The 25,481-nt window shown below is 67.5% G+C and carries 20 protein-coding genes, 1 rRNA gene and 2 pseudogenes; 6 read left to right on the forward strand and 17 right to left on the reverse strand.

The window, feature by feature from the left end; translation table 11 throughout:
• From JHD63_RS11110 to gshA, 5 genes are all read right to left on the reverse strand, one after another.
• Window positions 1–293 (reverse strand): 16S ribosomal RNA (locus tag JHD63_RS11110); the annotation flags it as partial.
• 539 nt (window positions 294–832) lie between these two features.
• Complete coding sequence (gshB, locus tag JHD63_RS11115) at window positions 833–1,786, reverse strand: glutathione synthase (protein WP_198970818.1); 954 nt, start codon at window positions 1,784–1,786, stop codon at window positions 833–835.
• 29 nt (window positions 1,787–1,815) lie between these two features.
• Window positions 1,816–2,991, reverse strand: a complete 1,176-nt coding sequence (locus JHD63_RS11120) for a benzoate/H(+) symporter BenE family transporter (protein WP_198970819.1) — start codon at window positions 2,989–2,991, stop codon at window positions 1,816–1,818.
• Window positions 2,992–3,114: 123 nt separating this feature from the next.
• The gene (locus tag JHD63_RS11125; protein ID WP_198970820.1) at window positions 3,115–5,082 is read right to left on the reverse strand and encodes a potassium transporter Kup; all 1,968 of its coding nucleotides are present in this window, start codon (window positions 5,080–5,082) and stop codon (window positions 3,115–3,117) included.
• A gap of 114 nt (window positions 5,083–5,196) precedes the next feature.
• Window positions 5,197–6,492, reverse strand: coding sequence for a glutamate--cysteine ligase (gene gshA / locus JHD63_RS11130; RefSeq protein WP_198970821.1), 1,296 nt, complete (start codon window positions 6,490–6,492; stop codon window positions 5,197–5,199).
• Between the two features lie 136 nt (window positions 6,493–6,628).
• Between gshA and JHD63_RS11135 the strand changes: the two genes are divergently transcribed.
• The 3 genes and pseudogenes from JHD63_RS11135 to JHD63_RS23980 all read left to right on the forward strand — a co-directional run.
• On the forward strand, window positions 6,629–8,665 hold the full coding sequence (locus JHD63_RS11135) for a reprolysin-like metallopeptidase (protein WP_198970822.1): 2,037 nt from the start codon (window positions 6,629–6,631) through the stop codon (window positions 8,663–8,665).
• A 42-nt stretch (window positions 8,666–8,707) separates the two neighbouring features.
• A pseudogene (locus JHD63_RS11140) lies at window positions 8,708–9,523 on the forward strand (IS5 family transposase).
• A 3-nt stretch (window positions 9,524–9,526) separates the two neighbouring features.
• A pseudogene (locus JHD63_RS23980) lies at window positions 9,527–10,516 on the forward strand (IS701 family transposase); the annotation flags it as partial.
• A gap of 74 nt (window positions 10,517–10,590) precedes the next feature.
• Here JHD63_RS23980 and JHD63_RS11155 read toward each other — a convergent pair.
• A complete protein-coding gene (locus tag JHD63_RS11155; RefSeq protein ID WP_198970825.1) occupies window positions 10,591–11,871 on the reverse strand; it encodes a glutamate-5-semialdehyde dehydrogenase in 1,281 nt (426 codons plus the stop codon).
• 60 nt (window positions 11,872–11,931) lie between these two features.
• On the opposite strand from JHD63_RS11155, the gene JHD63_RS11160 reads away from it, so the two are divergent.
• Entirely contained in the window at window positions 11,932–12,663 is a 732-nt protein-coding gene (locus JHD63_RS11160) for an ABC transporter substrate-binding protein (protein ID WP_198970826.1), read from the forward strand.
• A gap of 73 nt (window positions 12,664–12,736) precedes the next feature.
• Here the strand turns inward: JHD63_RS11160 and holA are convergent, their stop codons facing one another.
• The 7 genes from holA to JHD63_RS11195 form a co-directional block, all read right to left on the reverse strand.
• Window positions 12,737–13,822, reverse strand: a complete 1,086-nt coding sequence (holA, locus tag JHD63_RS11165; RefSeq protein ID WP_198970827.1) for a DNA polymerase III subunit delta — start codon at window positions 13,820–13,822, stop codon at window positions 12,737–12,739.
• A 132-nt stretch (window positions 13,823–13,954) separates the two neighbouring features.
• Entirely contained in the window at window positions 13,955–14,458 is a 504-nt protein-coding gene (locus tag JHD63_RS11170; protein ID WP_198970828.1) for an LPS-assembly lipoprotein LptE, read from the reverse strand.
• A gap of 13 nt (window positions 14,459–14,471) precedes the next feature.
• Window positions 14,472–17,153, reverse strand: coding sequence for a leucine--tRNA ligase (gene leuS / locus JHD63_RS11175; RefSeq protein ID WP_198970829.1), 2,682 nt, complete (start codon window positions 17,151–17,153; stop codon window positions 14,472–14,474).
• Window positions 17,154–17,228: 75 nt separating this feature from the next.
• Window positions 17,229–17,669, reverse strand: a complete 441-nt coding sequence (locus JHD63_RS11180; RefSeq protein ID WP_198970830.1) for an ExbD/TolR family protein — start codon at window positions 17,667–17,669, stop codon at window positions 17,229–17,231.
• A gap of 15 nt (window positions 17,670–17,684) precedes the next feature.
• Window positions 17,685–18,332 carry a MotA/TolQ/ExbB proton channel family protein gene (locus JHD63_RS11185; RefSeq protein WP_198970831.1) on the reverse strand — a complete coding sequence of 216 codons (648 nt, stop codon included), beginning with the start codon at window positions 18,330–18,332 and terminating at the stop codon, window positions 17,685–17,687.
• Window positions 18,333–18,340: 8 nt separating this feature from the next.
• Window positions 18,341–19,174: a 4-hydroxy-tetrahydrodipicolinate reductase gene (dapB, locus tag JHD63_RS11190; RefSeq protein WP_198970832.1), complete on the reverse strand. Its 834-nt coding sequence runs from the start codon at window positions 19,172–19,174 to the stop codon at window positions 18,341–18,343.
• Window positions 19,175–19,227: 53 nt separating this feature from the next.
• Window positions 19,228–19,794 (reverse strand): outer membrane protein assembly factor BamE, encoded by a 567-nt coding sequence (locus tag JHD63_RS11195; RefSeq protein WP_198970833.1) that lies wholly within the window; start codon window positions 19,792–19,794, stop codon window positions 19,228–19,230.
• Window positions 19,795–19,892: 98 nt separating this feature from the next.
• Between JHD63_RS11195 and fur the strand changes: the two genes are divergently transcribed.
• Window positions 19,893–20,321 (forward strand): ferric iron uptake transcriptional regulator, encoded by a 429-nt coding sequence (fur, locus tag JHD63_RS11200; RefSeq protein ID WP_198970834.1) that lies wholly within the window; start codon window positions 19,893–19,895, stop codon window positions 20,319–20,321.
• 16 nt (window positions 20,322–20,337) lie between these two features.
• On the opposite strand, the gene hprK is transcribed toward fur, so the two are convergent.
• The 3 genes from hprK to hpf form a co-directional block, all read right to left on the reverse strand.
• Window positions 20,338–21,294 carry an HPr(Ser) kinase/phosphatase gene (hprK, locus tag JHD63_RS11205; RefSeq protein ID WP_198970835.1) on the reverse strand — a complete coding sequence of 319 codons (957 nt, stop codon included), beginning with the start codon at window positions 21,292–21,294 and terminating at the stop codon, window positions 20,338–20,340.
• Window positions 21,295–21,308: 14 nt separating this feature from the next.
• On the reverse strand, window positions 21,309–21,776 hold the full coding sequence (locus JHD63_RS11210) for a PTS sugar transporter subunit IIA (RefSeq protein ID WP_198970836.1): 468 nt from the start codon (window positions 21,774–21,776) through the stop codon (window positions 21,309–21,311).
• A gap of 104 nt (window positions 21,777–21,880) precedes the next feature.
• Window positions 21,881–22,210: a ribosome hibernation-promoting factor, HPF/YfiA family gene (gene hpf, locus JHD63_RS11215; RefSeq protein WP_198970837.1), complete on the reverse strand. Its 330-nt coding sequence runs from the start codon at window positions 22,208–22,210 to the stop codon at window positions 21,881–21,883.
• Window positions 22,211–22,657: 447 nt separating this feature from the next.
• Between hpf and corA the strand changes: the two genes are divergently transcribed.
• Entirely contained in the window at window positions 22,658–23,644 is a 987-nt protein-coding gene (corA, locus tag JHD63_RS11220; RefSeq protein WP_198970838.1) for a magnesium/cobalt transporter CorA, read from the forward strand.
• Between the two features lie 81 nt (window positions 23,645–23,725).
• Here corA and JHD63_RS11225 read toward each other — a convergent pair whose 3' ends face one another.
• Entirely contained in the window at window positions 23,726–25,399 is a 1,674-nt protein-coding gene (locus JHD63_RS11225; protein WP_198970839.1) for a long-chain-fatty-acid--CoA ligase, read from the reverse strand.
• Window positions 25,400–25,481 lie beyond the last annotated feature (82 nt).

Here is a 25,481-nt window from a genome sequence, read left to right on the forward strand (position 1 = left end):
CTCTCAGACCAGCTACAGATCGTCGGCTTGGTGAGCCTTTACCCCACCAACTACCTAATCTGCCATCGGCCGCTCCGTCCGCGCAAGGTCTTGCGATCCCCTGCTTTCATCCGTAGATCGTATGCGGTATTAGCACAGCTTTCGCTGCGTTATCCCCCACGATCGGGCACGTTCCGATGTATTACTCACCCGTTCGCCACTCGTCAGCATCCGAAGACCTGTTACCGTTCGACTTGCATGTGTAAGGCATGCCGCCAGCGTTCAATCTGAGCCAGGATCAAACTCTACAGTTCGATCTTGATTTTTTCGCCTCTTGCGAGGCAACTCATAAAAAAGAAATTGAAGTGAACTTCACTTCCATTCTCATGAGCGTTTAAAAGTCTTGCGACTTTGTTCCGAAGAACTTGGCAGTCACCTTCAAACGCCCACGCTTATCGGCTGTATGTTTTTAATGATCCTGAAAACTTGTCAAAACACTTGCGCGTTTTGCTTTGTTTTCTTGTCTTCGCTACGATCAGCGAAGCCTTGAATTCTAGCACGGTTTTTTAAGTACCGTCAAACTTTTTTCTTATACTTTTGACTCGCTTCGATCAGCAGCGCCTTGCAGCAGCACTTCTCGCTTCGCGTCGTTTTTAGTAGAGCCTCGAATTATATACCGCTTTTCGCAGAACCGCTAGATTCATCCCAAATTTCTTCAGAACCAACCAGCCGACAATTCAACTCCCCACCTACCCCGCCACCGCAAGACCTCTCAGAGGCCGCTCTCGGTAGTGAAGCCCTCGACTATAGCACGGGCCGTTCGGCCTCATCAACACTTGCTGGAAAAAACTTCTCAGCTCCTGGTGAGGGCCGCTTCCAGCGCGTCGGCAAACATGGCGGCCACGTCGAAGCCCTTCTGTTGCTGGATCTCCTGGAAGCAGGTGGGACTGGTGACATTGATCTCGGTGACGTGCTCGCCGATGACGTCCAGGCCGACCAGCAGCAGCCCACGGGCGAACAGGGCCGGGCCGAGTGCTTCTGCGATTTCGCGGTCTCTTGTGGCGAGGGGCCGGGCCTCGCCCTTGCCGCCGGCGGCAAGGTTGCCGCGCACTTCGCCGCCCTGGGGAATGCGGGCGAGGCAATACGGCGCGGGTTGGCCGCCGATGATCAGGATGCGCTTGTCGCCCTCGGCGATGGCCGGAAGGAATTTCTGGACCATGACGGTTTGTGCGCCATCGCGGTTCAGGGTCTCGATGATGGAGCCGAGGTTCAGGCCGTCGTCCTTGACGCGGAAGATGCCCATGCCGCCCATGCCGTCGAGCGGCTTGAGGATGATGTCGCGGTGCTCGGCATGGAAGGCGCGGATGGCCTCGGCGCTGCGGCTCACCAGCGTGGGGCCGATGAACTGCGGGCACTCCATGATGGCGAGCTTCTCGGGGTGGTCGCGCAGCGCGCGCGGCTTGTTGAAGACGCGCGCGCCTTCGCGTTCGGCCTGCTCCAGCAGGTGGGTGGCGTAGAAGTATTCGGAGTCGAAGGGCGGGTCCTTGCGCATGAGGACGGCGCCGAAGTCCTTCAGCGCCTGGGGCTGCGCCACGGCTTCGGCGCTGAACCACTGCACCGGATCGCCGGTGAGCCGCACCGTCCGTACCGCCGCCGTCACGAGGCCCCCGCTGCGCCAGACGAGGTCCTGCGGCCCGCAGACGGCCAGGGTGTGGCCGCGCCGCTGCAGCTCGCGCATCATCGCGAACGTGGTGTCCTTGTAGATCTTGAAGGATTCGGGCGGGTCGGCGATGAAGAGGATGTGCATGGCGGCGAATCAAGGAGGAGGGCCTGCGCTCAAACGGCCGGCCGGGCCCGGTATTGTTGTACGAGCAGCGCCAGGACGCCGGCGACCACGCCCCAAAAGGCCGAGCCGATGCCGGCTATTGCGACGCCGCTGAGCGTGACCAGGAACGTGATGATCGCGGCTTCGCGGTAGCGCTCGTCGTGCAGGGCCGATTGCAGGCCGGCAGCAATGGTGCCCAGCAGCGCCAGTCCGGCGATGGCGGCGACCAGTTCCGCCGGGAAGGCGGTGAGCAGTCCGGCCACGGCGCCGCCGAAGATGCCCAGGGCGATGTAGAAGAGGCCGCAGCAGACGGCGGCGGTGTAGCGGCGCTCCGGGTCGGGGTGCGCCTCGCGGCCCATGCAGATGGCGGCGGTGATGGCGCTCAGGTTCAGGGCGAAGGCGCCAAATGGCGCCAGTACCAGGGTGGCGAGCCCGGTGATGGTGATGGTGCGCGAGATGGGCAGGCTGTAGCCCGCTGCGCGGATGGCCGCGACGCCGGGCAGGTTCTGCGAGGCCATGGTGACCACGAACAGGGGCAGCGCCAGGCTCACGACCGCCTGCCAGCCGAAGACGGGCGCGATGAAGACCGGCCGCGCCAGGGCGAAGTGCAGGCCCGACAGCGCGATCTGGCCGCGCGCGGCCGCGAACGCCACGGCCGCCAGCAAGGTGAGCGGCACCGCGTAGCGCGGCAGGAAGCGCCGGCCCAGCAGGTAGGTCAGCAGCATCACCAGCACCAGCGGCAGCGCGGTCTGGGCCGCGGTGAAGGCCTGCAGTCCGAAGCGGGCCAGCACGCCGGCCAGCAGCGCCGAGGCCAGCGTCATGGGAATGCGGTTCATGACCCGCTCGAACCAGCCGGTGGCGCCCGCCAGCGTGATGAGGGCGGCGCACGCCATGAAGGCGCCGACCGCCTCGCCCAGGCTGAAGCCCACGCCCGCGGTGGCCAGCACCGCCGCGCCGGGCGTGCTCCAGGCCACCATCACCGGCTTGCGCCACCACAGCGAAGGCAGGGCCGAGCACAGGCCCATGCCCAGGCCGAGCGCCCAGACCCAGGAGGCGATCACCTCCGGGCCTGCGCCGAACGCGCGCGCCGCCTGGAACACGATCGCCACCGAGCTGGTGAACCCCACGAGCACCGCGACGAAGCCGGCGGATACCGCCGGCACACTCAGATCCTTGAAAAACCGCATGGCGCTTCCTTCCTCCTGCACGAGCCGCGATTGTGCGGGGCGGCGCCCGGCCGGTGAAATATTGAAGAAAAGTGCTTGTAGCCCAGGTTTTATATGGGCTACAAGCTATCTATTTGATAGCAATCAGATTTCGATCTTCGATCCCAGCTCGACCACCGCGTTGTTGGGCAGGTGCAGGAAGTCGGCGACACCGCTGGCGTTGCGGTGCATCTGGGCAAACAGCTTCTCGCGCCATGGCGCCATGCCGCGGCCCATGGTGGGAATGACCGTGTCGCGCGAGAGGAAGTAGCTGACGATCATCGGATCCATGTCGCAGCCGCGTCCGCGCAACTGCGCCAGCGCCTGCGGCAGGTCCGGGTCGTTCTTGAAGCCGTAGTGCACCACCACCTGCCAGCAATCGTGGCCGAGCGGCTCGACCTCGAGGCGGCGGTCCAGGCCGATCCAGGGCTTCTCGTGGTTGCGCACCGTGACGAACAGGTTCTGCGCGTGCAGCACCTTGTTGTGCTTGAGGTTGTGCAGCAGCGCATTGGGCACGGCACCGCGCTCGGCGGTGAGGAACACCGCCGTGCCGTCGACGCGGGTGGGCGGGCTGACGAAGACCGCATCGAGGAAGCCGGGCAGGTCGATGGCGTCGGCGCGCATCTTCTCGTTGAGCAGTTCACGGCCGCGCTTCCAGGTCATCATCAGCGTGAACACGCCGCCGCCGATCAGCAGCGGGAACCAGCCGCCGGCGAACAGCTTGAGCAGGTTGGAGCTGAAGAAGGCGAAGTCGATGACGAAGAACGCCCCGGTGGCGGCGATGCACAGCGGCAGCGGGTACCTCCAGCCGTAGCGGATCACGAAGAAGGTGAGGATGGTGGTGATCAGCATGTCCAGCGTCACGGCGATGCCGTAGGCCGCGGCCAGGTTGCTGGAGGAGCGGAACGTCACGACCGCCAGCACGATGGCCACGAACAGCCCCCAGTTGACGAAGGGGATGTAGATCTGCCCGGCCTCGCGCACGCTGGTGTGCTGGATGTTCAGGCGCGGCAGGTAGCCCAGCTGTATCACCTGCTTGGTGATGCTGAAGGCGCCCGAGATCAGCGCCTGCGAAGCGATCACCGTGGCCATGGTCGCCAGCAGCACCAGCGGGATCAGCGCCCATTCCGGCGCCATGCGGAAGAACGGGTTCTGCACCGCGGCCGGGTCGGCCAGCAGCAGCGCGCCCTGGCCGAAGTAGTTGAGCGTGAGCGCAGGCATCACCACGCTGAACCAGGCCAGGCGGATCGGGCGCTTGCCGAAGTGGCCCAGGTCGGCATAGAGCGCCTCGGCGCCGGTCACGCACAGCACCATCGCGCCCAGGATGATGAAGGTGATCAGCGGCTCGTGCCAGATGAAGAGCAGCGCGTAGTAGGGGCTGAGCGCCTTCAGGATCTCGGGATGGCCGGCGATGTGCATCACGCCCAGGACCGCGATCACGATGAACCAGAGGAGGGTGATCGGCCCGAAGAACCTGCCGATGCCGCCGGTGCCGCGCTTCTGCACCACGAACAGCAGGAACAGCACCACCAGCGTCAGCGGGATCACGTAGTGGCGGAATTCCGGCGACACCACCTCCAGGCCCTCCACTGCCGACAGCACCGAGATGGCCGGCGTGATGACGCCGTCGCCATAGAACAGCGAGGTGCCGAAGATGCCCACCACCAGCAGCACCTGGCGCAGGCGCGGCTTGTCCTTCACGGCCTGCGAGGCCAGGGCCAGCATGGCCACCAGGCCGCCTTCGCCGTTGTTGTCGGCCCGCAGCACCAGCACCACGTACTTGAGCGAGACGATGATGACCAGCGTCCAGAAGAACATCGACAGCACGCCGTAGATGTTGTCCTGGGTGAACGGCACGTGCCCGGTGTGGAACACCTCCTTGACGGCATACAGCACGCTGGTGCCGATGTCGCCGTAGACGACGCCGATGGCGCCCAGGGTCAGTGCCGGCAGGGACGATTTGGAAGATGCGGACACGAGGCGCTGGTTCGGCGGCCGCCCGGGCGTGGCGACGGGCCGAAGACGGTGCCGCGTCGACGGAGCAGGCCGTCCTGGTTGCTGGGGGACCGCCATTGTGCCCGGGGGCAGGGCCGGCGCGCAGGGCGGCGCGCTGCCGGGTTGTTGCGGCGCAACGATTCCAGGGCGTGCCATCCTTCATTTCGCGGGGGCGAATGAAGGATGACAGCCCTAGTCGTAGACCTCCGCCTCGGGATCGGTCGCCTCGAGCTCGTAGCTCGCCGCCAGCATCGCCAGCCGGCCGATCACGCCATACATGTAGAAGCGGTTGGGCGCATCGGCCGCCGACTTGCCCCCGGGCTGCAGCAGATGGGCGCTGTCGTCGAACGCCAGCGGCTCGAAGCTGGCCCCGGGGGCGTTGAGGTTCTCGTCCACGCCGCGCTCGCCATGGACCCGGTAGAAGCCGCCGACCACGTAGCGGTCCATCGTGTAGACCACCGGCTCGGCCACGCTCTGGCCGATGCGCTCGTTGGTCAGCACGCCTTCCTGGATGATCACGTCGCGGACCGCCTGGCCGTCCTTGATGACGCCCATCTTGTTGCGGGACTTGCGGCTCAGCGCCTCCAGGTCCTTGGCGTCGCGCACGGTCATGATGCCCATGCCGTAGGTGCCGTTGTCGGCCTTGACGACGGCGAACGGCTTCTCGTTGATGCCGTACTCCTTGTACTTGCGCTTGATCCGGGCCAGCAGCGCATCGACGCTGCCGGTGAGGCAGTCCATGCCCGCGCCGTTGGAGAAATCCACCTGGCCGCACTTGCCGAACATCGGGTTGATCAGCCACGGATCGATGCCCAGCAGCTTGCCGAAGCGCTTGGACACCTCCTCGTAGCTCTGGAAGTGATTGCTCTTGCGGCGCACCGACCAGCCCGCGTGCAGCGGCGGCAGCAGGTACTGCTCGTGCAGGTCTTCCAGGATGCCGGGGGCGCCGGCCGACAGGTCGTTGTTCAGCAGGATGGTGCAGGGATCGAAGTTCTTCAGCCCCAGCCGGCGCTGCGAGCGGATCACCGGCTCGAGCGTGACGCGGTCGCCGTTGGGCAGGTCCACCGCGGTAGGCTCCTTGATCTCCGGATTGATCGAGCCCACCCGCACGTTGAGCCCGGCCATGTGGAAGATGCGCACCAGTTGCGCCAGGTTCTGCAGGTAGAACATGTTGCGCGTGTGGTTCTCGGGGATCACCAGCAGGTTGCGCGCCTCGGGGCAGATCTTCTCGATCGCGGCCATGGCCGCCTGCACCGCCAGCGGCAGCATCTGCGGCGTCAGGTTGTTCCAGCCGCCCGGGAACAGGTTGGTGTCCACCGGCGCGAGCTTGAAGCCGGCATTGCGGATATCGACCGAGCTGTAGAACGGCGGCGTGTGCTCCATCCATTCGAGGCGGAACCAGCGCTCGATGGCCGGCATGGAGTCGAGGACGCGTTGCTCGAGTTCATTAATCGGCCCGGTGAGCGCCGTGATGAGATGCGGAACCATGCGGGACGTTCGGGGTGAGTGTCAGTATTGTCAGCGTAGCACGGGCGCCGTTAGTATCAGTCGGATACAAGTCGGAGGGAAAGATATGCGGACACCGAGACTTTTCTCAAGAGATGGCCGTGCACGCTGGGCGCTGATGCTGAGCGCCGCATGGGTGGCGGGCTGCGGGGGCAGCGGGGGCAGCAGGGAAGAGCCCGGCATTGTCGGCGCCGCAAAGACCAGCGCTGCCGCTGCGGCGGCGGCGCCGCTGGCAGCCCCACTCGCCTACACCGAACTGCCTGCCAAAGCGCTGGGCACAGGGCAGACGCAGGACCGGCGGCGCTACGGCATGCGTCTCGATGCCGCGGCGTTCGCGGCATTGCGGGAGGGCAGCCTGTTCGAGCTCACGCTGCCGGACGCCGGGCGGATCGTGGTCCGCGTGCAGTCGCGCGAGGAGCTGATCGGGCGCATCGTGGTGCTGACCGGCATCGTCGATGGCCGCACGGATTCGCTGGTGCGCCTGAGCGCCAGCGGTGACGCCGTCAGCGGATCGGTGACCCTGGGGTCGCAACAGTGGCAGATCCGCAGCACGCAAGAGGGCACGACGATCCAGAACGAGGAGGCTGCGGGCATCACCACGCTGCCGCCGCACCCGCCGGAGAAGCCATCGCCTCCCTACAAGAGCAGGATGCTGGGCGATACCGATGCGGCGCTGGGCGGCTCGCTGAAGTCTTACGCCACGGCCAGCGACCAAGCGCTCGCCACTCTCGACATGATGATCGTGGGAGACCTCAGCTACCAGGCGCTGATGGGCAGCGCGGCGAACGAACTAGCCGACGTCGGCGGCCTGGTCTCGGCGGCGAATACCGCGCTGGCCAACAGCGGCGCCTATGTGAGGATCCGGCTGGTGGGCTATCAACGCTCCAGCCAGGACCTCGCCAATTTCAGCCACGACACCATCCTCGACCAACTCCTCGACGGTTCGGGCGCGTTCGCCACGGCATGGCCCGCGCAGCGCGCGCTCGGCGCCGATATCACGGTGGCGGTCACGGCCTTGAGCGCGAGCAAGGGCAGCACCTGCGGCCTGGCACCGGTCGGCCAATTCAATTCCGGCCGGTACACCCTCGCCGGCCCCACCTCGATCACCCTTTCGCGCGGGGTGCGCGCGCAGGACCGGGCCACCTGCTCGGACCTGACCCTGGCGCACGAGACCGGGCACATTATGGGTTCGGCGCATGACCGCGCCAATTCGTCGTCACCGGGCGCCTACAGCTACAGCTATGGCTACGGCATCCCCGGCGTGTTTGGCGACATCATGAGCTACCTCAGCCCGCGGCTGCCGTACTTTTCGAATCCCAGCCTGCGCGCCTGCGCCGGGCAGGCCTGCGGCACGCCGACCGATGACGCAGTGCGCACCTTCAACAGCACCTCACCGTACGTCGCCAACCTGATCGATCCCGACAGCCGTCTGAGCGGCTGGTATTGGGATCCGGCGGCCAGCGGCACGGGATGGGCCGTCGAGATCGCTAATGGGCGCGGCTTTGTCGCCGCCTTTGTGTACCGCGATGACGGGCAGCCCACCTGGGTGGTCGGCAACGGCGCGCCTTGCACGTCGGCACCCGCCTCCTGGTGCGTGGGCTTCGACGAATATGCAGGCGGCCAGACCCTGACCGGCGCCTACAAGCCCTCACGCAATGTCCGCCGGGTGCAGGACGCGGTGCTCAGCTTCGGCTCGGGCGACCGGCCGACGCTGGACGTGCAGATCGGCGGCACGGTACGCCACCTGCAGCGCTTCGAATTCAATGCCGGCGGCCTGGACGCCAAACCGAGCTACCCGGGAAATGCGATCCCCGGCTGGTACTGGAATCCGAACGGCAGCGGGACCGGCATCTTCGTCGAGCGGCAGAAGGACGTCATCTTCGCCGCCTACTTCTATTACCGCGCGGACGGCACCCCCACATGGAGCACGGTCGCGGGACGCAACTGGGCACAGAGCGGCAACAGCTACCAAACCGCCCTGCTGTCGTTCTCCACCTATGCCGCAGGCCAGACCCTCACCGGGCCATTCCGGGCGTCGGTCACGGTCAATTCGCAAGAGGCCAGCACCTACATGGGTGTGGACAACGGCTACTTCTACGTTACCAATCCCGGCGGCTCGCGCGTCGAAAGCAACTGGACGAAGTTCAGTTTCTAGAGCGTATTATCAACTTGATAACGCCTGGAGTAGATTCGCCGCATGGCAAGGCGCAAGCAGTACCCGACGGATGTCACGGATGAGGAGTGGAGCTTCGCGGCGCCGTACCTGGCGCTGATCGACGAGAAGGCAGCGCAACGCCAACACGATCTGCGTGAAGTGTTCAATGCCTTGCGCTGGATGGCCCGTGCAGGTGCTCCCTGGCGCATGCTGCCTGGCGACTTCCCGCCCTGGGAAGCTGTCTATCAGCAAACACGCCGCTGGCTGCAAGCGGGATGCTTCGAGGCCATGGTCAGCGACCTGCGCTCCGTCATCCGCGTGGCGCAAGGCCGTCAGGGCCAGCCCAGTGCGGCAGTCTTGGATGGGCGCACCTTGCAATCGAGCTGCGAGAGTGGCGCGCGTGCGGGCTACGATGGCTACAAGCGGCGCAACGGCTCGAAGGTGCACATGGCCGTCGATACGCTGGGGCACCTGCTGGCCGTGCATGTCACGCCAGCCAATGAACAAGAGCGGGCGCAAGTGGCGCAGTTGTGCGAGGCCGTGCAGGAAGCGACGGGCGAGATGGTGAAGCTGGCCTGGGCCGACCAGGGCTACACGGGCGAAGAGCCCAACCGGCAGGCCAGCGAGCACGGCATTGACCTGCAGATCGTCAAGCTGCCCGAGGCCCAAAAGGGCTTCGTGCTGCTGCGCAGGCGCTGAGGGGTCGAGCGCAGCTTTGGCTGGCTGGCGCGCTTCAGAAGGCTCAGCCGCGACTACGAAAGATTGCCCGAAGTGCTCGCCGGATTGCATTTCCTGATCTTCGTGATCCTCATGCTGCCAAAGGCGTTGTACGCCTTGAGCGCTGGGGCAAGTTCATAACACGCTCTAGCCTGCCAGGGGGCAGCCTGCCCGTGGCCTTGGCAGTTGTACCTGCCCGAGGAATGGGCCGAGGACCCGGTGCGGCGCCAGAAGGCGGGCGTGCCCCAGGACCTGCGGTTTGCCACCAAGCCCTAGATCGCCCCGGCCCAGATCGAGCACCTCATGGCCCAAGGCGCCCCCAGGCACTGCGTCCTGGCCGATACCGGCCATGGCGTGGACACGGCGTTCCGGGAACGCCTGAGTGCGCTGGACCTGCCCTACGTGGTGGGCATCACCAGCGCCGTGGCGGTGTGGCCCCCGGGCATGCACCGCTGCCGCCCAAGCCGTACAGCAGCCGGGGCAACGTGCCCACCCGGCTGCGCCTGGGCCATGCCCGGCACGAGCAGCCCCTGTCGGTCAAGGACATCGCAGCCGAGCTGCCTGCCGAGCAATGGCACAGCATCGAATGGCGAGAAGGCACGAACCTCACCCTGCGCGCGCGCTTTGCCCGCGTGCGCGTGCTGGCGGCCCACCGCGAGCACCAGCGCACCCGGCAGCGAGACCCGGAATGGCTGCTCATCGAGTGGCCAAAAGGCCACAAGGAGCCCATGAAGTACTGGCTGAGCACGCTCAGTGAGGAGGGCCGCTCGGGCGCTTGGTCCATGAGGCCAAGATGCGCTGGCGCATCGAGCGCGACTACCAGGAGCCCAAGCAGGAACTGGGCCTGGGGCACTACGAAGGCCGGGGCCGGCGGTGGTTCCACCACCCACGCCAGCCTGAGCATCGCCGCCTACGGCTTGCTGATGGAGCAGCAACTGCGCCATCCCGAGAGAGCAGACAAAAAACGCTGCACGAGGCCAAGAACCTGCCCTACCTACGCATTGCAAGCTTCGAAGCAGGCCCGCGCACGCAGCGCCACGTCCCATCGTCCATCACGAGCTTGCGGCTGCGTATCGCCGCAGCTTTGCTCAAAACACTGCCTCGATGTCCGTGCTGCATGAGGGTCAATGCTAGGCTACGGTTTTGACACAGTAAGACTAGGAGGCTGTCGGGCTTGGGCACGGCTCTGCGCCGCCGCCTGGGGCGTGTCAGCCCCGGATCTCGCCCTCGCCCAGCACCACCCACTTGAGCGAGGTCAGCCCCTCCAGCCCGACCGGGCCGCGGGCGTGGAACTTGTCGGTGCTGATGCCGATCTCCGCGCCCAGCCCGTACTCGAAGCCGTCGGCGAAGCGGGTGCTCGCATTGACCATGACGCTGGCCGAATCGACCTCGCGCAGGAAGCGCTGGGCATGCAGGTGGTCGCGCGTGAGGATGGCGTCGGTGTGGTGGGACGAATAGCGGTTGATGTGCGCGATCGCCTCGTCCACGCCGGCCACCACCTTGATGCTGATGATCGGCGCCAGGTATTCCTCGGACCAGTCGGCCTCGGTGGCGTCGGCCAGGCGCGCGCCCGGCACCGCCGCGAGCAGGGCGCGCGACTCGGCGTCGCAGCGCATCTCCACGCCCTTGTGCGCAAACACCGCGCCGATGCGCGGCAGGAACTCCGCGGCCACGCCGCGCGCCACCAGCAGGCCTTCGCTCGCATTGCAGGGGCTGTACTTCTGCGTCTTGGCGTTGTCGGCCACCCTGACCGCCATGGCGATGTCGCAGGGGTCGTCCACATAGGTGTGGCAGTTGCCGTCCAGATGCTTGATGACCGGCACCCGGGCCTCGCGGCTGATGCGCTCGATCAGGCCCTTGCCGCCGCGCGGGATGATGAGGTCCACGTAGGCCGGCATGGCGATGAGCTGGCCCACGGCCTCGCGGTCGGTGGTGCCCACCATCTGCACCGCGTCGGCCGGCAGCCCGGCCTCTTCGAGCGCCTGCTGCACCAGCCGGGCCAGCGCCTTGTTGGAGTCGATGGCTTCGGAGCCGCCGCGCAGGATGCAGGCGTTGCCGCTCTTGATCGACAGGCTGGCGGCCTCGATGGTGACGTTGGGGCGGCTCTCGAAGATCATGCCGAAGACGCCCAGCGGCACGCGCATCTGGCCCACGCGGATGCCGCTGGGCTGCTGCTTCAGGCCGCTGATCCCGCCGATCAGCTCGGGCATGGCGGCCAGTTGCTCGCAGCCCTGGGCCACGGTCTCGATCACCTTGGGCGTGAGGCGCAGGCGGTCCACCAGCGGCGCGGCCAGGCCGGCGGCCTCGGCGCGCGCCAGGTCCTTGGCGTTTTCCGCGGCCAGCGCCGGACCGGCCTCGCGCAGGCGCCGCGCCAGCGCCTTCAGGGCGCGGTTCTTGGTGGCGGCGTCGGCGCGCGCCATCCGGGCGGAGGCCGCCCTGGCCTGCAGGCCGAGGGTCTGGACGTATTCGGCGACGTTGAGAGCGTTCATGCGGCGATTTTCTCACGCGGCCGATTTAGCATGCGCGTTTCGCACTTTCCGGGAAACGCCATGCCACTGCCTGACTCCGTCCGCGCCGCCTTCACCCCGAGCGGCCGGCTGCGCGCCTCGATCAACCTGGGCAACCCGATCCTGGCCAACACCGGCCCGGACGGGCAGCCGGTGGGCGTCTCGATTGATCTGGCGCGCGGCCTGGCCGAGCGGCTGGGCGCGGAGCTGGAGCTGGTGGTGTTCGATACCGCGGGCAAGTCGGTGGATGCGGTGAGCGCGGAGCAGGCGGACGTCGGCTTCTTCGCCATCGACCCGCTGCGCGGCGCCGGCATCGCCTTCACCGCGCCCTATGTGCTGATCGAGGGCAGCTACCTGGTGGCGGCCGATTCGCCGCTGCAGGCCAACGAAGAGGTGGACCGCCCCGGCCAGCGCGTGGCCGTCGGCAAGGGCAGCGCCTACGACCTGTACCTGACGCGCGAGCTGAAGGCCGCGCAGATCGTGCGCGCGCCGTCTTCGCCGGCCGTGGTCGACACCTTTCGGGCCCAGGGCCTGGAGGTGGCGGCCGGCGTGCGCCAGCAACTGGAGGCCGACGCGCGCCGCCTGCCGGGCCTGCGCCTGCTGCCGGGGCGCTTCATGGTGATCCAGCAGGCCATGGGCCTGCCCAAGGGCCGTGGTGCCGAGGCCGCGGCGGCGCTGGCCCGCTATGTGGAAGAGCAGAAGGCCAGCGGCTTCGTGGCCGCGGCGCTGGCGCGGCACGGCATCCAGGGCGCCTCGGTGGCGCCGGCCGCCTGATTTCTGCATTTTTGAGCGAAAAGTGCCTGTAGCCCAGGTAGCACCTGGGTCATTAGCTATCAAATAAATAGCATCAGGCCGGTGCGCGCGCCGGCGTCCCGGAGCAGGCGCGGCACAGGCCCTGGGCCAGCCGGTGCAGCGCCTGCCAGCCGTTGCGCGGCCAGCCGTCCTGCGGCAGGCCCTTGACGATGCCGTCGACCTGGTGCGCGGCCTGCAGCAGGCGGGCCAGGGTGCGCGCGTCGAGCCGGGGCAGCACGCGCTCGAACAGGCGTTCGCGCGGGCCCCAGACGCGCTGCTCGCGCAGCGCCATCGGCAGCGGCCGGCCGGCGGCCATGGCGTCCTTGACGCGCTTGAGGGCGCGGATGTCCTCGGCCAGGGTGTAGTGCACCAGCACCTCGGCCTCGCCTTCGGCCTGCAGGCCGTCGAGCATGCGCTGCACCCGCTCCGCCTGGCCGCCCAGCACCGCCTCGGACAGCTTGAACACGTCGTAGCGCGCCACGTGGGCCACGGCCGCTTCGATCTGCTCCTGCGTCAGCACGCGGGGCGTGCCGGGCTGCGCGGGGTACAGCAGCGCGAGCTTCTGGATTTCCTGGTGCGCGGCGAGCAGGTTGCCTTCGACCCGGTCGGCAAAGAACTGCAGCGTGCGCTGGCCTTGCTCGCCGGGCGCCACCTGCTGGCCCTGGCGCTGCAGGCGCTGGGCGATCCACTGCGGCAGCGCGCCGCGTTCCACCGGATCGATCTGCAGCGTGACGCCGGCGTTCTCCAGCGCCATGAACCAGGCGCCGGTGCGCGTGGCCTTGTCCAAGCGCGGCAGCAGGACCAGGGTGACCGTGCCTTCCTGCGCGGCAACGCCCGCGGCGAGCTGCTGCAGCGCGGCGCCGCCGTCCTTGCCCGGCTTGCCGGAGGGGATGCGGATCTCGACGATCTGCCGCTCGGCGAACAGCGAGAGCGAGCCGCCCGCGGCCAGCACCTCGCTCCAGTCGAAGTGCGCGCCGGCCACGGTGTAGACGCTGCGCTCGGCCGGGCCGAGCGCGCGCGCGGCGGCGCGGATGGCATCGGCCGCCTCCTGCTGCAGCAGCGGCTCGTCGCCGTGCAGCACGTAGAGCGGGCGCAGCCCCTTCTGCAGATGGGCGGCGAGCTGGGCCGGGGCCAGTTGCATGTCAGTGCCCCGCCATGGCGTTGCATGATGCGCGGCCCAATGCCAGGAACACCGCGGAACCGGCTCCGCCGGGCCGCTGGTGTTGCCCCGTGCAAGGGGGTTGGCGAAGACGCGAAGCGCGAAGCCTGGGGGTCATATCGCTTTTACAGCGGCCAGGCGCCGCATGATCTGCTGCACCACGTCGGTCTGCAGATTGCGGTAGATCAACTGCGCCTCGGCCTCCTTGGCCAGGGCCAGGGTTTCGTCGTAGCTCTGGTCCTGCTGCAGGAGGATCTCGGTGGGGGGCAGCAGTTCGCGGTCGTCCGGCGTGCGCAGGCGAAAGCGCACCCGGAAGCGCAGCTGGAACTCGCGCACCTGGCCGGCCGAGTTGTAGCCCAGCACGATGCGCTCGCGCTGGTCCTGCAGCACGTCCAGGATGACCTGCGCGGTGTCGCGCTGGGCCGGGTCGCGGATCACGGCGATCTTGCCGCCGGCTTCGAGGTTGCGCCGCAGTTCGATGCCGAAGGCGGAGTTGCTCGCCAGGTAGATGCTGGAGAAGGCGAAGCTGGGCGCCTGCCGCAGATGGAAGCCGCAGCCGGCCAGCCCCCCCGCCGAGGCAAGGGCCACAAGAGAGGAGGCGAAGGCGCGTCGCTGCATGCTGCGGCTCCGGTCAGATCACGATGTTGACCAGGCGGCCGGGCACCACCACGATCTTCTTGGGGTTGGCGGCACCGGCGGCGTGCTTGCGGAAGTCCTCGCTGGCCAGGGCGGCCTGCTCGATCGCCTCCCTGGCGGCGCCGGCCGGCACGCGGATCGCGCCGCGCAGCTTGCCGTTGACCTGCAGCATCAGCTCGATCTCGTCCTGCTGCAGGGCCGACTCGTCGACCACGGGCCAGGCGGCATCGAGCAGGTCGCCCAGCACGCCCGCGTAGCCGAGCTGCGACCAGAGCGCGTGCGTGAGGTGCGGCGTGGCCGGGTAGAGCACGCGCAGCAGGATGCCGAAGCCTTCGATCAGCGCCACTTCGGCGCCCGGGGTGCCGCCGGCCTTGAAGCTCTCCAGCGCGTTGAGCAGCTTCATCGCGCCGGAGACGACGGTGTTGTACTGCATGCGCTGGTAGTCGTAGTCGACCTGCCTGAGCACGGTGTGGATCTCCAGGCGCAGGGCCTTGGCCTCCTTGCCGAATTCCACATCTTTCAGCGTTCTAGCCCCGGCCACGCCTTGGCTTATCGCTACAGAATCCATAGCAGACAGCCTGACGCCGAAGTTCCAGACGCGGCGCAGGAAGCGGTAGCTGCCCTCGACCGCGGCGTCGTTCCACTCCAGCGTGGCCTCGGGCGGCGCGGTGAACATGGTGTAGAGCCGCGCGGTGTCGGCGCCGTACTTCTCGATCAGGTCCTGCGGATCGACGCCGTTGTTCTTGGACTTGGACATGGTGCCCACGCCCTCGTAGTCGATCGGCGTGCCCGCCGGCAATGCGCCGACCGCACGGACCAGCCTGGCGCCGATGATCTTGCCGGCCTCGTCCAGCACGTGCTCCACGTCCTGCGGCCAGAAGTACTCCTTGCCGCCCTTCTCGGTGCGGCGCGAGTAGATGTGGTTGAGCACCATGCCCTGCGTCAGCAGCTTGGTGAAGGGCTCGTCGACCTTCACCAGGCCCAGGTCGCGCATGACCTTGGTCCAGAAACGCGCGTAGAGCAGGTGCAGGATGGCGTGTTCGATGCCGCCGATGTACTGGTCCATCGGCATCCAGTACTGCGCGCCTTCGGCGACCATGGCCTGCTCGTTCTTCGGGTCGCAGTAGCGCATGAAGTACCAGGACGAGTCCACGAAGGTGTCCATGGTGTCGGTCTCGCGCCGCGCCGGCTTGCCGCAGTGCGGGCAGACGACGCCTGCGTGGAAGCCCTCGTGCCTGAGCAGCGGGTTGCCCGAGCCGTCCGGGATGCAGTCCTGCGGCAGCACCACCGGCAGATCCTGCTCGGGCACCGGCACCGCGCCGCAGTCCTCGCAGTGGATGATGGGGATCGGCGTGCCCCAGTAGCGCTGGCGGCTCACGCCCCAGTCGCGCAGGCGCCAGGTGGTCTTCTTCTCGCCCAGGCCCTTGGCCTGCAGCGCGTGGGCGACGGCATCGACCGCCTCCTGGTAGGGCAGGCCGCTGAAGCTGTCGGAATTGATGGTGACGCCGCGCTGCTTGTCGGCGTACCAGTCCTGCCAGCGGTGGTAGTCGAAGTGCTCGCCATCGACCAGCACCACCTGCCTGATCTCGATGCCGTACTGCAGCGCAAAGGCGAAGTCGCGCTCGTCGTGCGCGGGCACGCCCATGACGGCGCCGTCGCCATAGGACATCAGCACGTAGTTGCCGACCCAGACCTCGACCTGCTCGTCGGTGAACGGGTGCGTGACGGTGAGGCCGGTGCGCACGCCCTTCTTCTCCTGCGTGGCCAGCTCGGCCTCGGTGGTGCCGCCGGACTTGCATTGGTCGATGAAGGCGGCCACGGCCGGATTGGTTCTAGCCGCATGCAGCGCCAGCGGATGCTCGGGCGCGACGGCGCAGAAGGTCACGCCCATGATGGTGTCGGCGCGGGTCGTGAAGACGTACAGCCGCCCGTCGCCGATCAGCGCGCCGTCGTCGCCGCGAACGTCGTGCGGGAAGGCAAAGCGCACGCCCTCGCTCTTGCCGATCCAGTTCTCCTGCATCAGGCGCACCCGCTCGGGCCAGCCGGGCAGCCGGGTCTGGACATGCTCCAGCAGTTCTTCGGCGTAGTCGGTGATCTTCAGGTAGTAGCCCGGAATCTCGCGCTTCTCCACCACCGCGCCGGTGCGCCAGCCCTTGCCGTCGATCACCTGCTCGTTGGCCAGCACGGTCTGGTCCACCGGATCCCAGTTGACGACCTGCGTCTTGCGGTAGGCAATGCCCTTCTCCAGCATCTTCAGGAACAGCCACTGGTTCCACTTGTAGTAGCTCGGATCGCAGGTGGCGACTTCGCGCGACCAGTCGATGGCCAGCCCCATCGCCTGCATCTGCTTCTTCATGTAGGCGATGTTGTCGTAGGTCCACTGCGCCGGCGGCACGCCGTTCTTCAGCGCCGCGTTCTCGGCCGGCAGGCCGAAGGCGTCCCAGCCCATGGGCATCAGGACGTTGTAGCCCTTCATGCGCAGGCTGCGGGTCAGCATGTCGTTGATGGTGTAGTTGCGCACGTGGCCCATGTGCAGCTTGCCGCTCGGGTAGGGCAGCATCGAGCAGGCGTAGTACTTCGGCTTGCCCGCCTCCTCGGTCACGCGGTAGGCGTCGCGGGCGGTCCAGGCAGCCTGCGCGGCGCGCTCGATCTCGGTGTGTTGGTATTTGTCTTGCATGGAAACGATGGGTTCGCCGGCGCCCGCTGCGCGGCGCTCGGCACGAGCCGCAGACGGCGGCGTGACGCCGCGATTTTAGGGTTTCCGCCCGGTGGGTGCCGCAACGGCGGGGTCGGCCATGAAGCCGATGCGCGTGAGCCCGGCCTTCTGCGCCAGCCCCAGCACCTCGACCACGCGGCCGTAGGGCACGCCGGCGTCGGCGCGCAACTGCAGTTCGGTGGCCGGATCGGCGCGTGCGGCATCGGCGAAGCGCGCGGCCACCGCCTCCACACCCACCGGCTTGTCGTCCAGGAACACCTGGCCGGACTTGTCCACCACCACCGCCAGGGACGCCGGCCGGCTCACCGGCGCGGCGGAGGCGGCCCGGGGCAGGTCCAGGCGGATGCTGCTGGCCAGCAGCGGCGCGGTGAGCAGGAAGATCACCACCAGCACCAGCATCACGTCCACCAGCGGCGTGACGTTGATGTCGCTCAGGGGCGCGCTGGTGGCGCCGCGGTCGAGACGTCCGAAGGCCATGGTGCAGCGGCCGGCTCAGCCCTGCGGCAGCTCCGGCAGGTCGCGCAGGTCCTGCGCGAAGCCTTCCAGTGCGGCTTCGATGCGCGTGATGCGGCGGCCAAACAGGTTGTAGGCCAGCACCGCGGGAATGGCCACGGCCAGGCCTGCAGCCGTCATCACCAGCGCCTCGCCCACCGGGCCGGCGATGCGCTCGATGGTGATCTGGCCGGCGCCGGCGATATCGACCAGCGCATGGTGAATGCCCCAGACCGTGCCCAGCAGGCCGACGAACGGCGCAATCGCACCCACCGTGGCCAGCAGCACCTGGCCGAACTGCAAGCGGCCCAGGACCGCATGCAGGGCATCGCGCAGCACCCGGGTGCGCCGTTGCGCACGGTCGCCCGCGCCCGCCAGCCCGGCTGTGGCCGGCAGCGGCGCCAGGGCGGCCAGGAAGGGCGTGACCAGCGCATGCCGGTCGAAGGCCGCCACGGCATGCCGCGCGTCCGCCAGCGACCGCGCCTGCCAGAAGGCGGCGGTGCCGCGCGCCACGTCGGCCACGGCGCGCTGCAGCAGCCAGAGCTTCCAGGCGATCACCACCCAGCTCGCCACCGACAGCAGCAGCAGTCCGAGCGCGACGCTGCGCGAAACCGCATCCCCTTCGACCAGGAAGCGCGCCGCGTTCATCGCAGCGTTCAGGCGTTCAGGCCCAGAACGTCGAACATGTCGTAGAGCCCGGGCTTCCTGCCCGCGAGGAAGCGCACCGCGCGCAGGCTGCCCTGGGCATAGCCGGCGCGGCTGGAGGACTTGTGCGCGATCTCGATGCGCTCGCCGGTGCCGGCGAACAGCACGGTGTGGTCGCCCACGATGTCGCCGCCGCGGATGGTGGCAAAGCCGATGCTGGAGGGATCGCGCTCGCCGGTGACGCCCTCGCGCGCATAGACCGCGCACTCGTCGAGCGAGCGGCCAAGCGCCGCGGCTATGACCTCGCCCATCTTCAGCGCCGTGCCCGAGGGCGCGTCCACCTTGTGCCGGTGGTGGGCCTCGACGATCTCGATGTCATAGCCGGTGGACAGCGCCTTGGCGGCCATCTCCAGCAGCTTGAGCGTGACGTTCACGCCCACGCTCATGTTGGGCGCCATGACGATGGGGATGTCGCGCGCGGCGGATTCGATGTCCGCCTTCTGGGCCGCCGTGAAGCCCGTGGTGCCGATGACCAGGGCCACGCCGCGCTCGCGGCAGGCCGCGAGGTGGGCCATGGTGCCCTCCGGACGCGTGAAATCGATCAGGGTCTGCGCGCCGGCCACGCCGCTGGAAGGGTCCGCGGTGATCGGCACGCCGCTGGCGACGCCCAGGAAGGCGGACGCATCCGAGCCGATGGCCGGGCTGGCGGCGATGTCCAGCGCGCCGGCCAGCACGCAGTCGTCGGAGGCGCGCACCGCCTCGATCAGCATGCGGCCCATGCGGCCGGAGGCGCCGGCGATGGCCACGCGGTGCCGGGCGGCGGAAGAGGAAGACGTATCGCTCATGCGGATGGCATCAGGAAAATAAGGAACACATGTGCCGCCGCGGCACCAGGCCGTCAGCGCCCGCTGGCGGGGCCTTCGAGCGGGGGATAGCTCTTGGGCAGCGCCGGCTCGGCGGCCTGGGACGTGGCCGCTTCGGGCGGCGGCACGGGACTGGCGGGGAAGCGGCTGAGCTGCTCCTGCGTCGCCTCCAGCACCGGCACCTTGCCGCTGGCCCGGTTGCGGGTATCGAGCTTGGCGACGAACTCGGCCTCGCTCGGCATCTCGTCGCCTTCGAAGTGGTCGAGCAGGTCGTCCTTGAAGAACACGGTCAGGCGGCGCGCCTGCGGCTCGACGTTGGGGCGCTTGATGGTGAAGACGTAGTCCCAGCGGTTCGCATGGAAGATGCTGGTCAGCAGCGGCGTGCCCAGCACCTCGCGCACCTGCAGGCGGCTCATGCCCTTCTGCAATGCCGCCACCTGTTCCTTGGAAACGAAGTTGCCCTGCACGATCTCGATCTTGTAGGGTGTCACCATGCTGGCAATGCGGTTGCTGGCACCATCGACCGAGCCACAGGCCGGCAGCAGGGCGCACAGGGCGACGACGGCGCCGGCCAGGGCGCCGCTGCGGAGGAGTTCGGGCATGGGAAGGAACGCTGGCGATATGATCGGCCGATTGTAGCGGCAGGCCTTTCTGCCGCCGCCCCGCTCACCCGCAGCGGCAGCCCCGGAGAATCCAGCCCATGCCCAACAACATCGAAGACCTCAAGAGCACCGGTCTGAAGGCCACCTTGCCGCGCCTGAAGATTCTGGAGATCTTCCAGAAGGGCAAGCAGCGCCACATGACGGCCGAGGACGTGTTCCGGGTGCTGCTGGAGGAGCGCTCCGACATCGGCCTGGCCACGGTCTACCGGGTGCTGACCCAGTTCGAGCAGGCCGGCATCCTGAGCCGCCGCCATTTCGAGAGCGGCAAGGCGGTGTACGAACTCAACGAGGGCTCGCACCACGACCACTTCGTCTGCACCAGTTGCGGCAAGGTCGAGGAGTTCTACGACGCCGAGATCGAGAAGCGCCAGCTCGCCGTGGCCAAGGCCATGGGCTGGCAGATGCAGGACCACGCGATGGCGCTGTACGGCCTGTGCGCCGACTGCATCAAGCCGGCGAAGGGCTAGAAGACCGGCTGGCGGGCTAGGAGTCGCCGCCGCGCTCCATGGCGCGCTGGTGGCGCTCCACGAATTCCTGGTAGGTGTCGATGCCGCGCAGCTGCAGGATGGTGTTGCGCACCGCGGCCTCGACCAGCACGGCGATGTTGCGGCCGGCCACCACCTGGATCACGGCCTTGCGCACCGGCACGCCCAGCACGTCCTGGGTCAGCGGCTCGTGCGGCAGCCGCTCGTACTCGCGCTCCATGGTCTCGCGCCGCACCAGGTGCACGATCAGCTTGAGCCGCATCTTGCGGCGCACCGCCGTCTCGCCAAAGATCGCGCGGATGTCCAGCAGGCCGATGCCGCGCACCTCCAGCAGGTTCTGCAGCAGTTCGGGGCAGCGACCCTCGATGGTGGCCTGGTTGATGCGGAACAGGTCCACCGCGTCGTCTGCCACCAGGCCGTTGCCGCGGGAGATCAGCTCCAGCCCGAGCTCGCTTTTGCCCAGGCCCGATTCGCCCGTGATCATCACGCCCAGGCCCAGGATGTCCATGAACACACCGTGCATGGTGACCCGGTCGGCGAAGTGCTTGGACAGGTAGGCACGCAGCACGTCGATGACGAAGGCCGCGGACTCGTGCGTCGTGAACATCGGAATCTGCGCCCGCTCGCACATGGACACCAGCGCGTCCGGCGCGGTCTGGCCGTCGGTCAGGATCAGCACCGGCGGCTCCAGCGTGACGATGCGGGCAATGCGCCGCGCACAGTCCTCGGGCGTGGCATTGGTGAGGTAGGCGACCTCGCGCTCGCCCAGTATCTGCACCCGGTAGGGATGGATGTAGTTGAGGTAGCCCACCAAGTCGGCCCCGGAGCGCGCGGCGGTGACGGCCACGGCCTCGAAGCTGCGCTCGGACGCGCCCAGTCCTGCTACCCACTCCCAGCGCAGCGAGGAGCGGAACTCCTCGAACAGCGCGTCGGCACTGACGACGGTGGGCTTCACGCAGGTGCGGGCCGCTAGGCCGGCTGGGTGGATTGCCAGCCGGCAATGGTGGCGTGCAGGACGCCGGCGTCGGTGCAGGTCTTGATCTTCTCGCGCAGGGGGGCGTCGCTGAGCAACTCGGCGATCTCCGAGAGGATCTCCAGGTGCTTCTGGGTGGCGGCCTCGGGTACGAGCAGGAAGATCAGCAGGGCGACAGGGCGCTCGTCCGGCGCATCGAAACCAATCGGCTGCGCCAGTTGGAAGACGGCCGCCATGGGAGCCTTGAGCCCCTTGATGCGGCCATGCGGGATGGCCACGCCATGCCCCAGTCCGGTGGACCCGAGCCGTTCGCGGGCGAAGAGGCTGTCGGTGATGAGCGCACGGCTCAGGCCATGCAGTTCTTCGAACAGCAGTCCGGCCTCTTCGAATGCACGCTTCTTGCTGGTGGCATCGACGCTCACGAGCACCTGAGCGGCCGGCAGAATGGAGGCTAGACGGTTCATAGTGGTGAGGGCGGATTATGCACCTTGCGATGCAACAATCCACCCCCAGGGGCCACGGCGGCTGGCGCGTACGCGCAACAGTCCGGCCGGCCCCGGCAAGCGCTCTACATCAGGCGCTTGGAGGGCTCGTGGTGGTGGTCCTGCAGGCGGTCCTTGTGGCGGACGACCTGGCGGTCGAGCTTGTCGAACAGTTCATCCACCGCAGCGTAAAGATCGGCATGCGCGCACTCCGCGAACATGGTGTTGCCTTTGACGTTGATGTTGCACTCGGCGCGCTGACGGCGCTGTTTCTCCTTCTGCTTCTCGACCGTGAGCAGGACCCGCACGTCGACCACTTGGTCGAAGTGGCGTGTGATCCGGTCCATCTTGGCCGTGACGTAGTTGTGCAGCGCAGGGGTGACATCGAGGTGATGGCCGCTGATCGTCAAGTTCATGAATAACCTCCTGGAAAAGCTCCGGTTGGAAATACCGCCCCGTTGCGGGGCAGCGCGAACGCATGTTTTTTTCGGCTTGGGTTCACTATGCGCCGGCCCTGCGGCGAATGCAATCGGGCCCGCCGTGCATGTCGCCGGTTTGGCTCGCAACCCTTTGATTCCATTGATATTTTCCGACCGGAACGGGATGTAAAAGTGCGCAGCAGCGCGCAAAACCCCAGCCCCATGGAGGGCCATCGCGGCGCCACGCTTGCGCGCGGTTGGGAAGCCTGCGCCGCACAGCCTGGCATGGTGCGGTGCGATAATTTCGCGCTATCATTTTTTTGGAAGAGCGCCCTGGAGCCCTCCCCCAGTCGGTAGCTTTCAGGCCCGCGGCGCATCGTGCACCGGGTGCTGAAAGCCAGCCCCTCTCCGCTTGCCGATGCCCCACTCCCACGGGAATGCTCCATGCTCAACATCTTCTCGCTCGTCAACGGTCGCCTGGTCCAGGAAGAGATCGAATCCCTCGAAGAACTGACCCGATTCCAGCCGATCTGGGTCGATCTGGAGGCGCCCACGCCGGAGGAAAAGCGCTGGATCAAGCAGCACTACGCGCTGTCCATTCCGGAGAACGCCACGGGCGAGGACATCGAGGAGTCGGCGCGCTTCTACGAGGAGGACAACGGCGACCTGCATGTGCGCAGCGACTTCCTGATCGCCGATGACGTCGAGCCGCGCTCGGTCCGCGTGGCCTTCATCCTGAACCAGCACAACAGCGGCAACCGCAGCCGCGGCGTGCTGTTCAGCATCCACGACGAGGACGTGCCGACCTTTCGCCTGCTGCGCATGCGCGCGCGCCGCGCCCCCGGGCTGATCGAGGATGCCAAGGACGTGCTGCTCAAGCTGTTCGACGCGGATGCCGAGTACTCCGCCGATACGCTGGAGGACATCTACGACGAACTGGAGAAGTCCAGCACCATGGTGCTGTCGGGCGACGTGACCGATGCGCTGGCCAGCGAGGTGCTGAGCGCCATCGCACGGCAGGAGGACCTGAACGGCCGCATCCGCCGCAACGTGATGGACACGCGCCGCGCGGTGAGCTTCATGATGCGCAGCCGCATGCTCAACGCCGAGCAGTTCGAGGAGGCGCGCCAGATCCTGCGCGACATCGAGTCGCTGGACAACCACACCGCCTTCCTGTTCGACAAGATCAACTTCCTGATGGACGCCACGGTCGGCTTCATCAACATCAACCAGAACAAGATCATCAAGATCTTCTCGGTGGCCAGCGTGGCGCTGCTGCCGCCCACGCTGATCGCGAGCATCTACGGCATGAACTTCAAGTTCATGCCGGAGCTGGACTGGGCCTGGGGCTACCCGTATGTGCTGGGGCTGATGGTGGCCAGCGCGGTGGTGCCAATGTGGTACTTCCGCCGGCGCGGCTGGCTCGGGTAGCGCGGCCCGGGCGAAAATCGCAAGGAAAAAGACCCGAAGCCCAGGCTGCACCCGGGCTTATTGCTATATATTTAGTAGCAATTACTTCTTGTCCCGCAGCTCGCGCCGCAGGATCTTGCCGACCGGGGTCTTGGGTAGTTCGGTGCGGAACTCGACCACATGCGGCCGCTTGTAGCCGGTCAGGTTGGCGCGGCAGTAATCGAGCACCTGGGCTTCGGTGAGGGCTGGGTCGCTCCTGACGATCACCAGCTTGACGGTCTCGCCGGTCTTGTCGTCCGGCACGCCGACGGCCGCGCATTCGAGCACGCCCGGCATGCCGGCGACCACGTCCTCGACCTCGTTCGGGTAGACGTTGAAGCCGCTGACCAGGATCATGTCCTTCTTGCGGTCGACGATGCGGAAGTAGCCGCGCTCGTCGACCACGCCGATGTCGCCGGAGCGCAGGAAGCCGTCGGCCGTCATGACCTTGGCGGTTTCGTCCGGGCGCTGCCAGTAGCCGGCCATCACCTGCGGGCCGCGGATGGCCACTTCACCGCGCTCGCCCACCGGCACTTCGTTGCCCTCGTCGTCCAGCAGCTTGATCTCGGTGGAGGGCAGCGGCAGGCCGATGGTGCCGGTGAAGGCGGTGCTGTTGGTCGGGTTGCAGCTGACCGAGGGCGAGGTCTCCGACAGGCCATAGCCCTCGCAGATGGGACAGCCGGTCTTCTTGAGCCACAGCTCGGCAACGGCCGCCTGCACCGCCATGCCGCCGCCGACCGAAATCTTGAGGTGGCTCCAGTCCACCTTGTCGAAGTCGGGGTGGTGGGCCAACCCGTTGAACAGCGTATTGACCGCCGGGAAGCTGTGGAAGCGATGCCGGGACAGCTCGGCGAGCGTGGCCGCGAGGTCGCGCGGATTGGGGATCAGCACCGTCTTGCCGCCAGTGCGCAGGCTCAGCATCATGTTCACCGTGAAGGCGAAGATGTGATAGAGCGGCAGCGCGCAGATGGCGGTGGGCTGCTCGCCGGCGGGCACCTTGCCCATGGCCGGCAGGTTCCAGGCCTCCGACTGCAGCACGTTGGCGATGATGTTGCGATGCAGCAGCGTCGCGCCCTTGCTCACGCCCGTGGTGCCGCCGGTGTACTGCAGCAGGGCGACGTCGTCGGGGCCGATGGCGGGCGGCTTGAAGCTGCCGCGCGCGCCCTGCGCGAGGGTGTCGTTGAAGCGCACCGCGCCGGGCAGCCGGTAGGGCGGCACCAGCTTCTTTACGTTGCGCACCACGTAGTTGACGATGGCGCCCTTGAGCAGGCCGAGCCGGTCGCCCATGGCGCACAGCACGATGTGCTTGACCGGCGTGGCGGCGATGCACTGTTCGAGCGTGTGCGCGAAGTTCTCGATGATGACGATGGCCTTGGCGCCGGAGTCCTTCAGCTGGTGCTCAAGCTCGCGCGGCGTGTACAGCGGATTCACGTTCACCACCACGAGCCCCGCGCGCAGGACGGCGGCCACGGCCGCCGGGTACTGCGGCACGTTGGGCATCATGATGGCGACGCGGTCCCCCTTGACCAGGCCCAGGCCCTGCAGGTAGGCCGCGAACCTGCGGCTGGCGCCGTCGGTCTCGGCATAGCTGAGGTCGCGCCCCATGAAGCTGTAGGCGGTGCGTTCGGCATAGCGGCCGAAGCTCTCCTCCATCAGGTCCACCAGCGAGCGGTACTGCCCGGGGTCGATCTCCGCCGGCACGCCCGCCGGATACTGCGATAGCCAAGTCTTTTCCATGGGTGCTGCGTCTCCTCAACCGGATGATTGTGGCAGAAAGCACGACCGTTCGAAAATGCTTTTTGCAGCAGTGCGCCCGCGG

It is taken from the genome of Xylophilus sp. ASV27 (genome assembly GCF_016428875.1).
Lineage (GTDB): Bacteria > Pseudomonadota > Gammaproteobacteria > Burkholderiales > Burkholderiaceae_C > Xylophilus.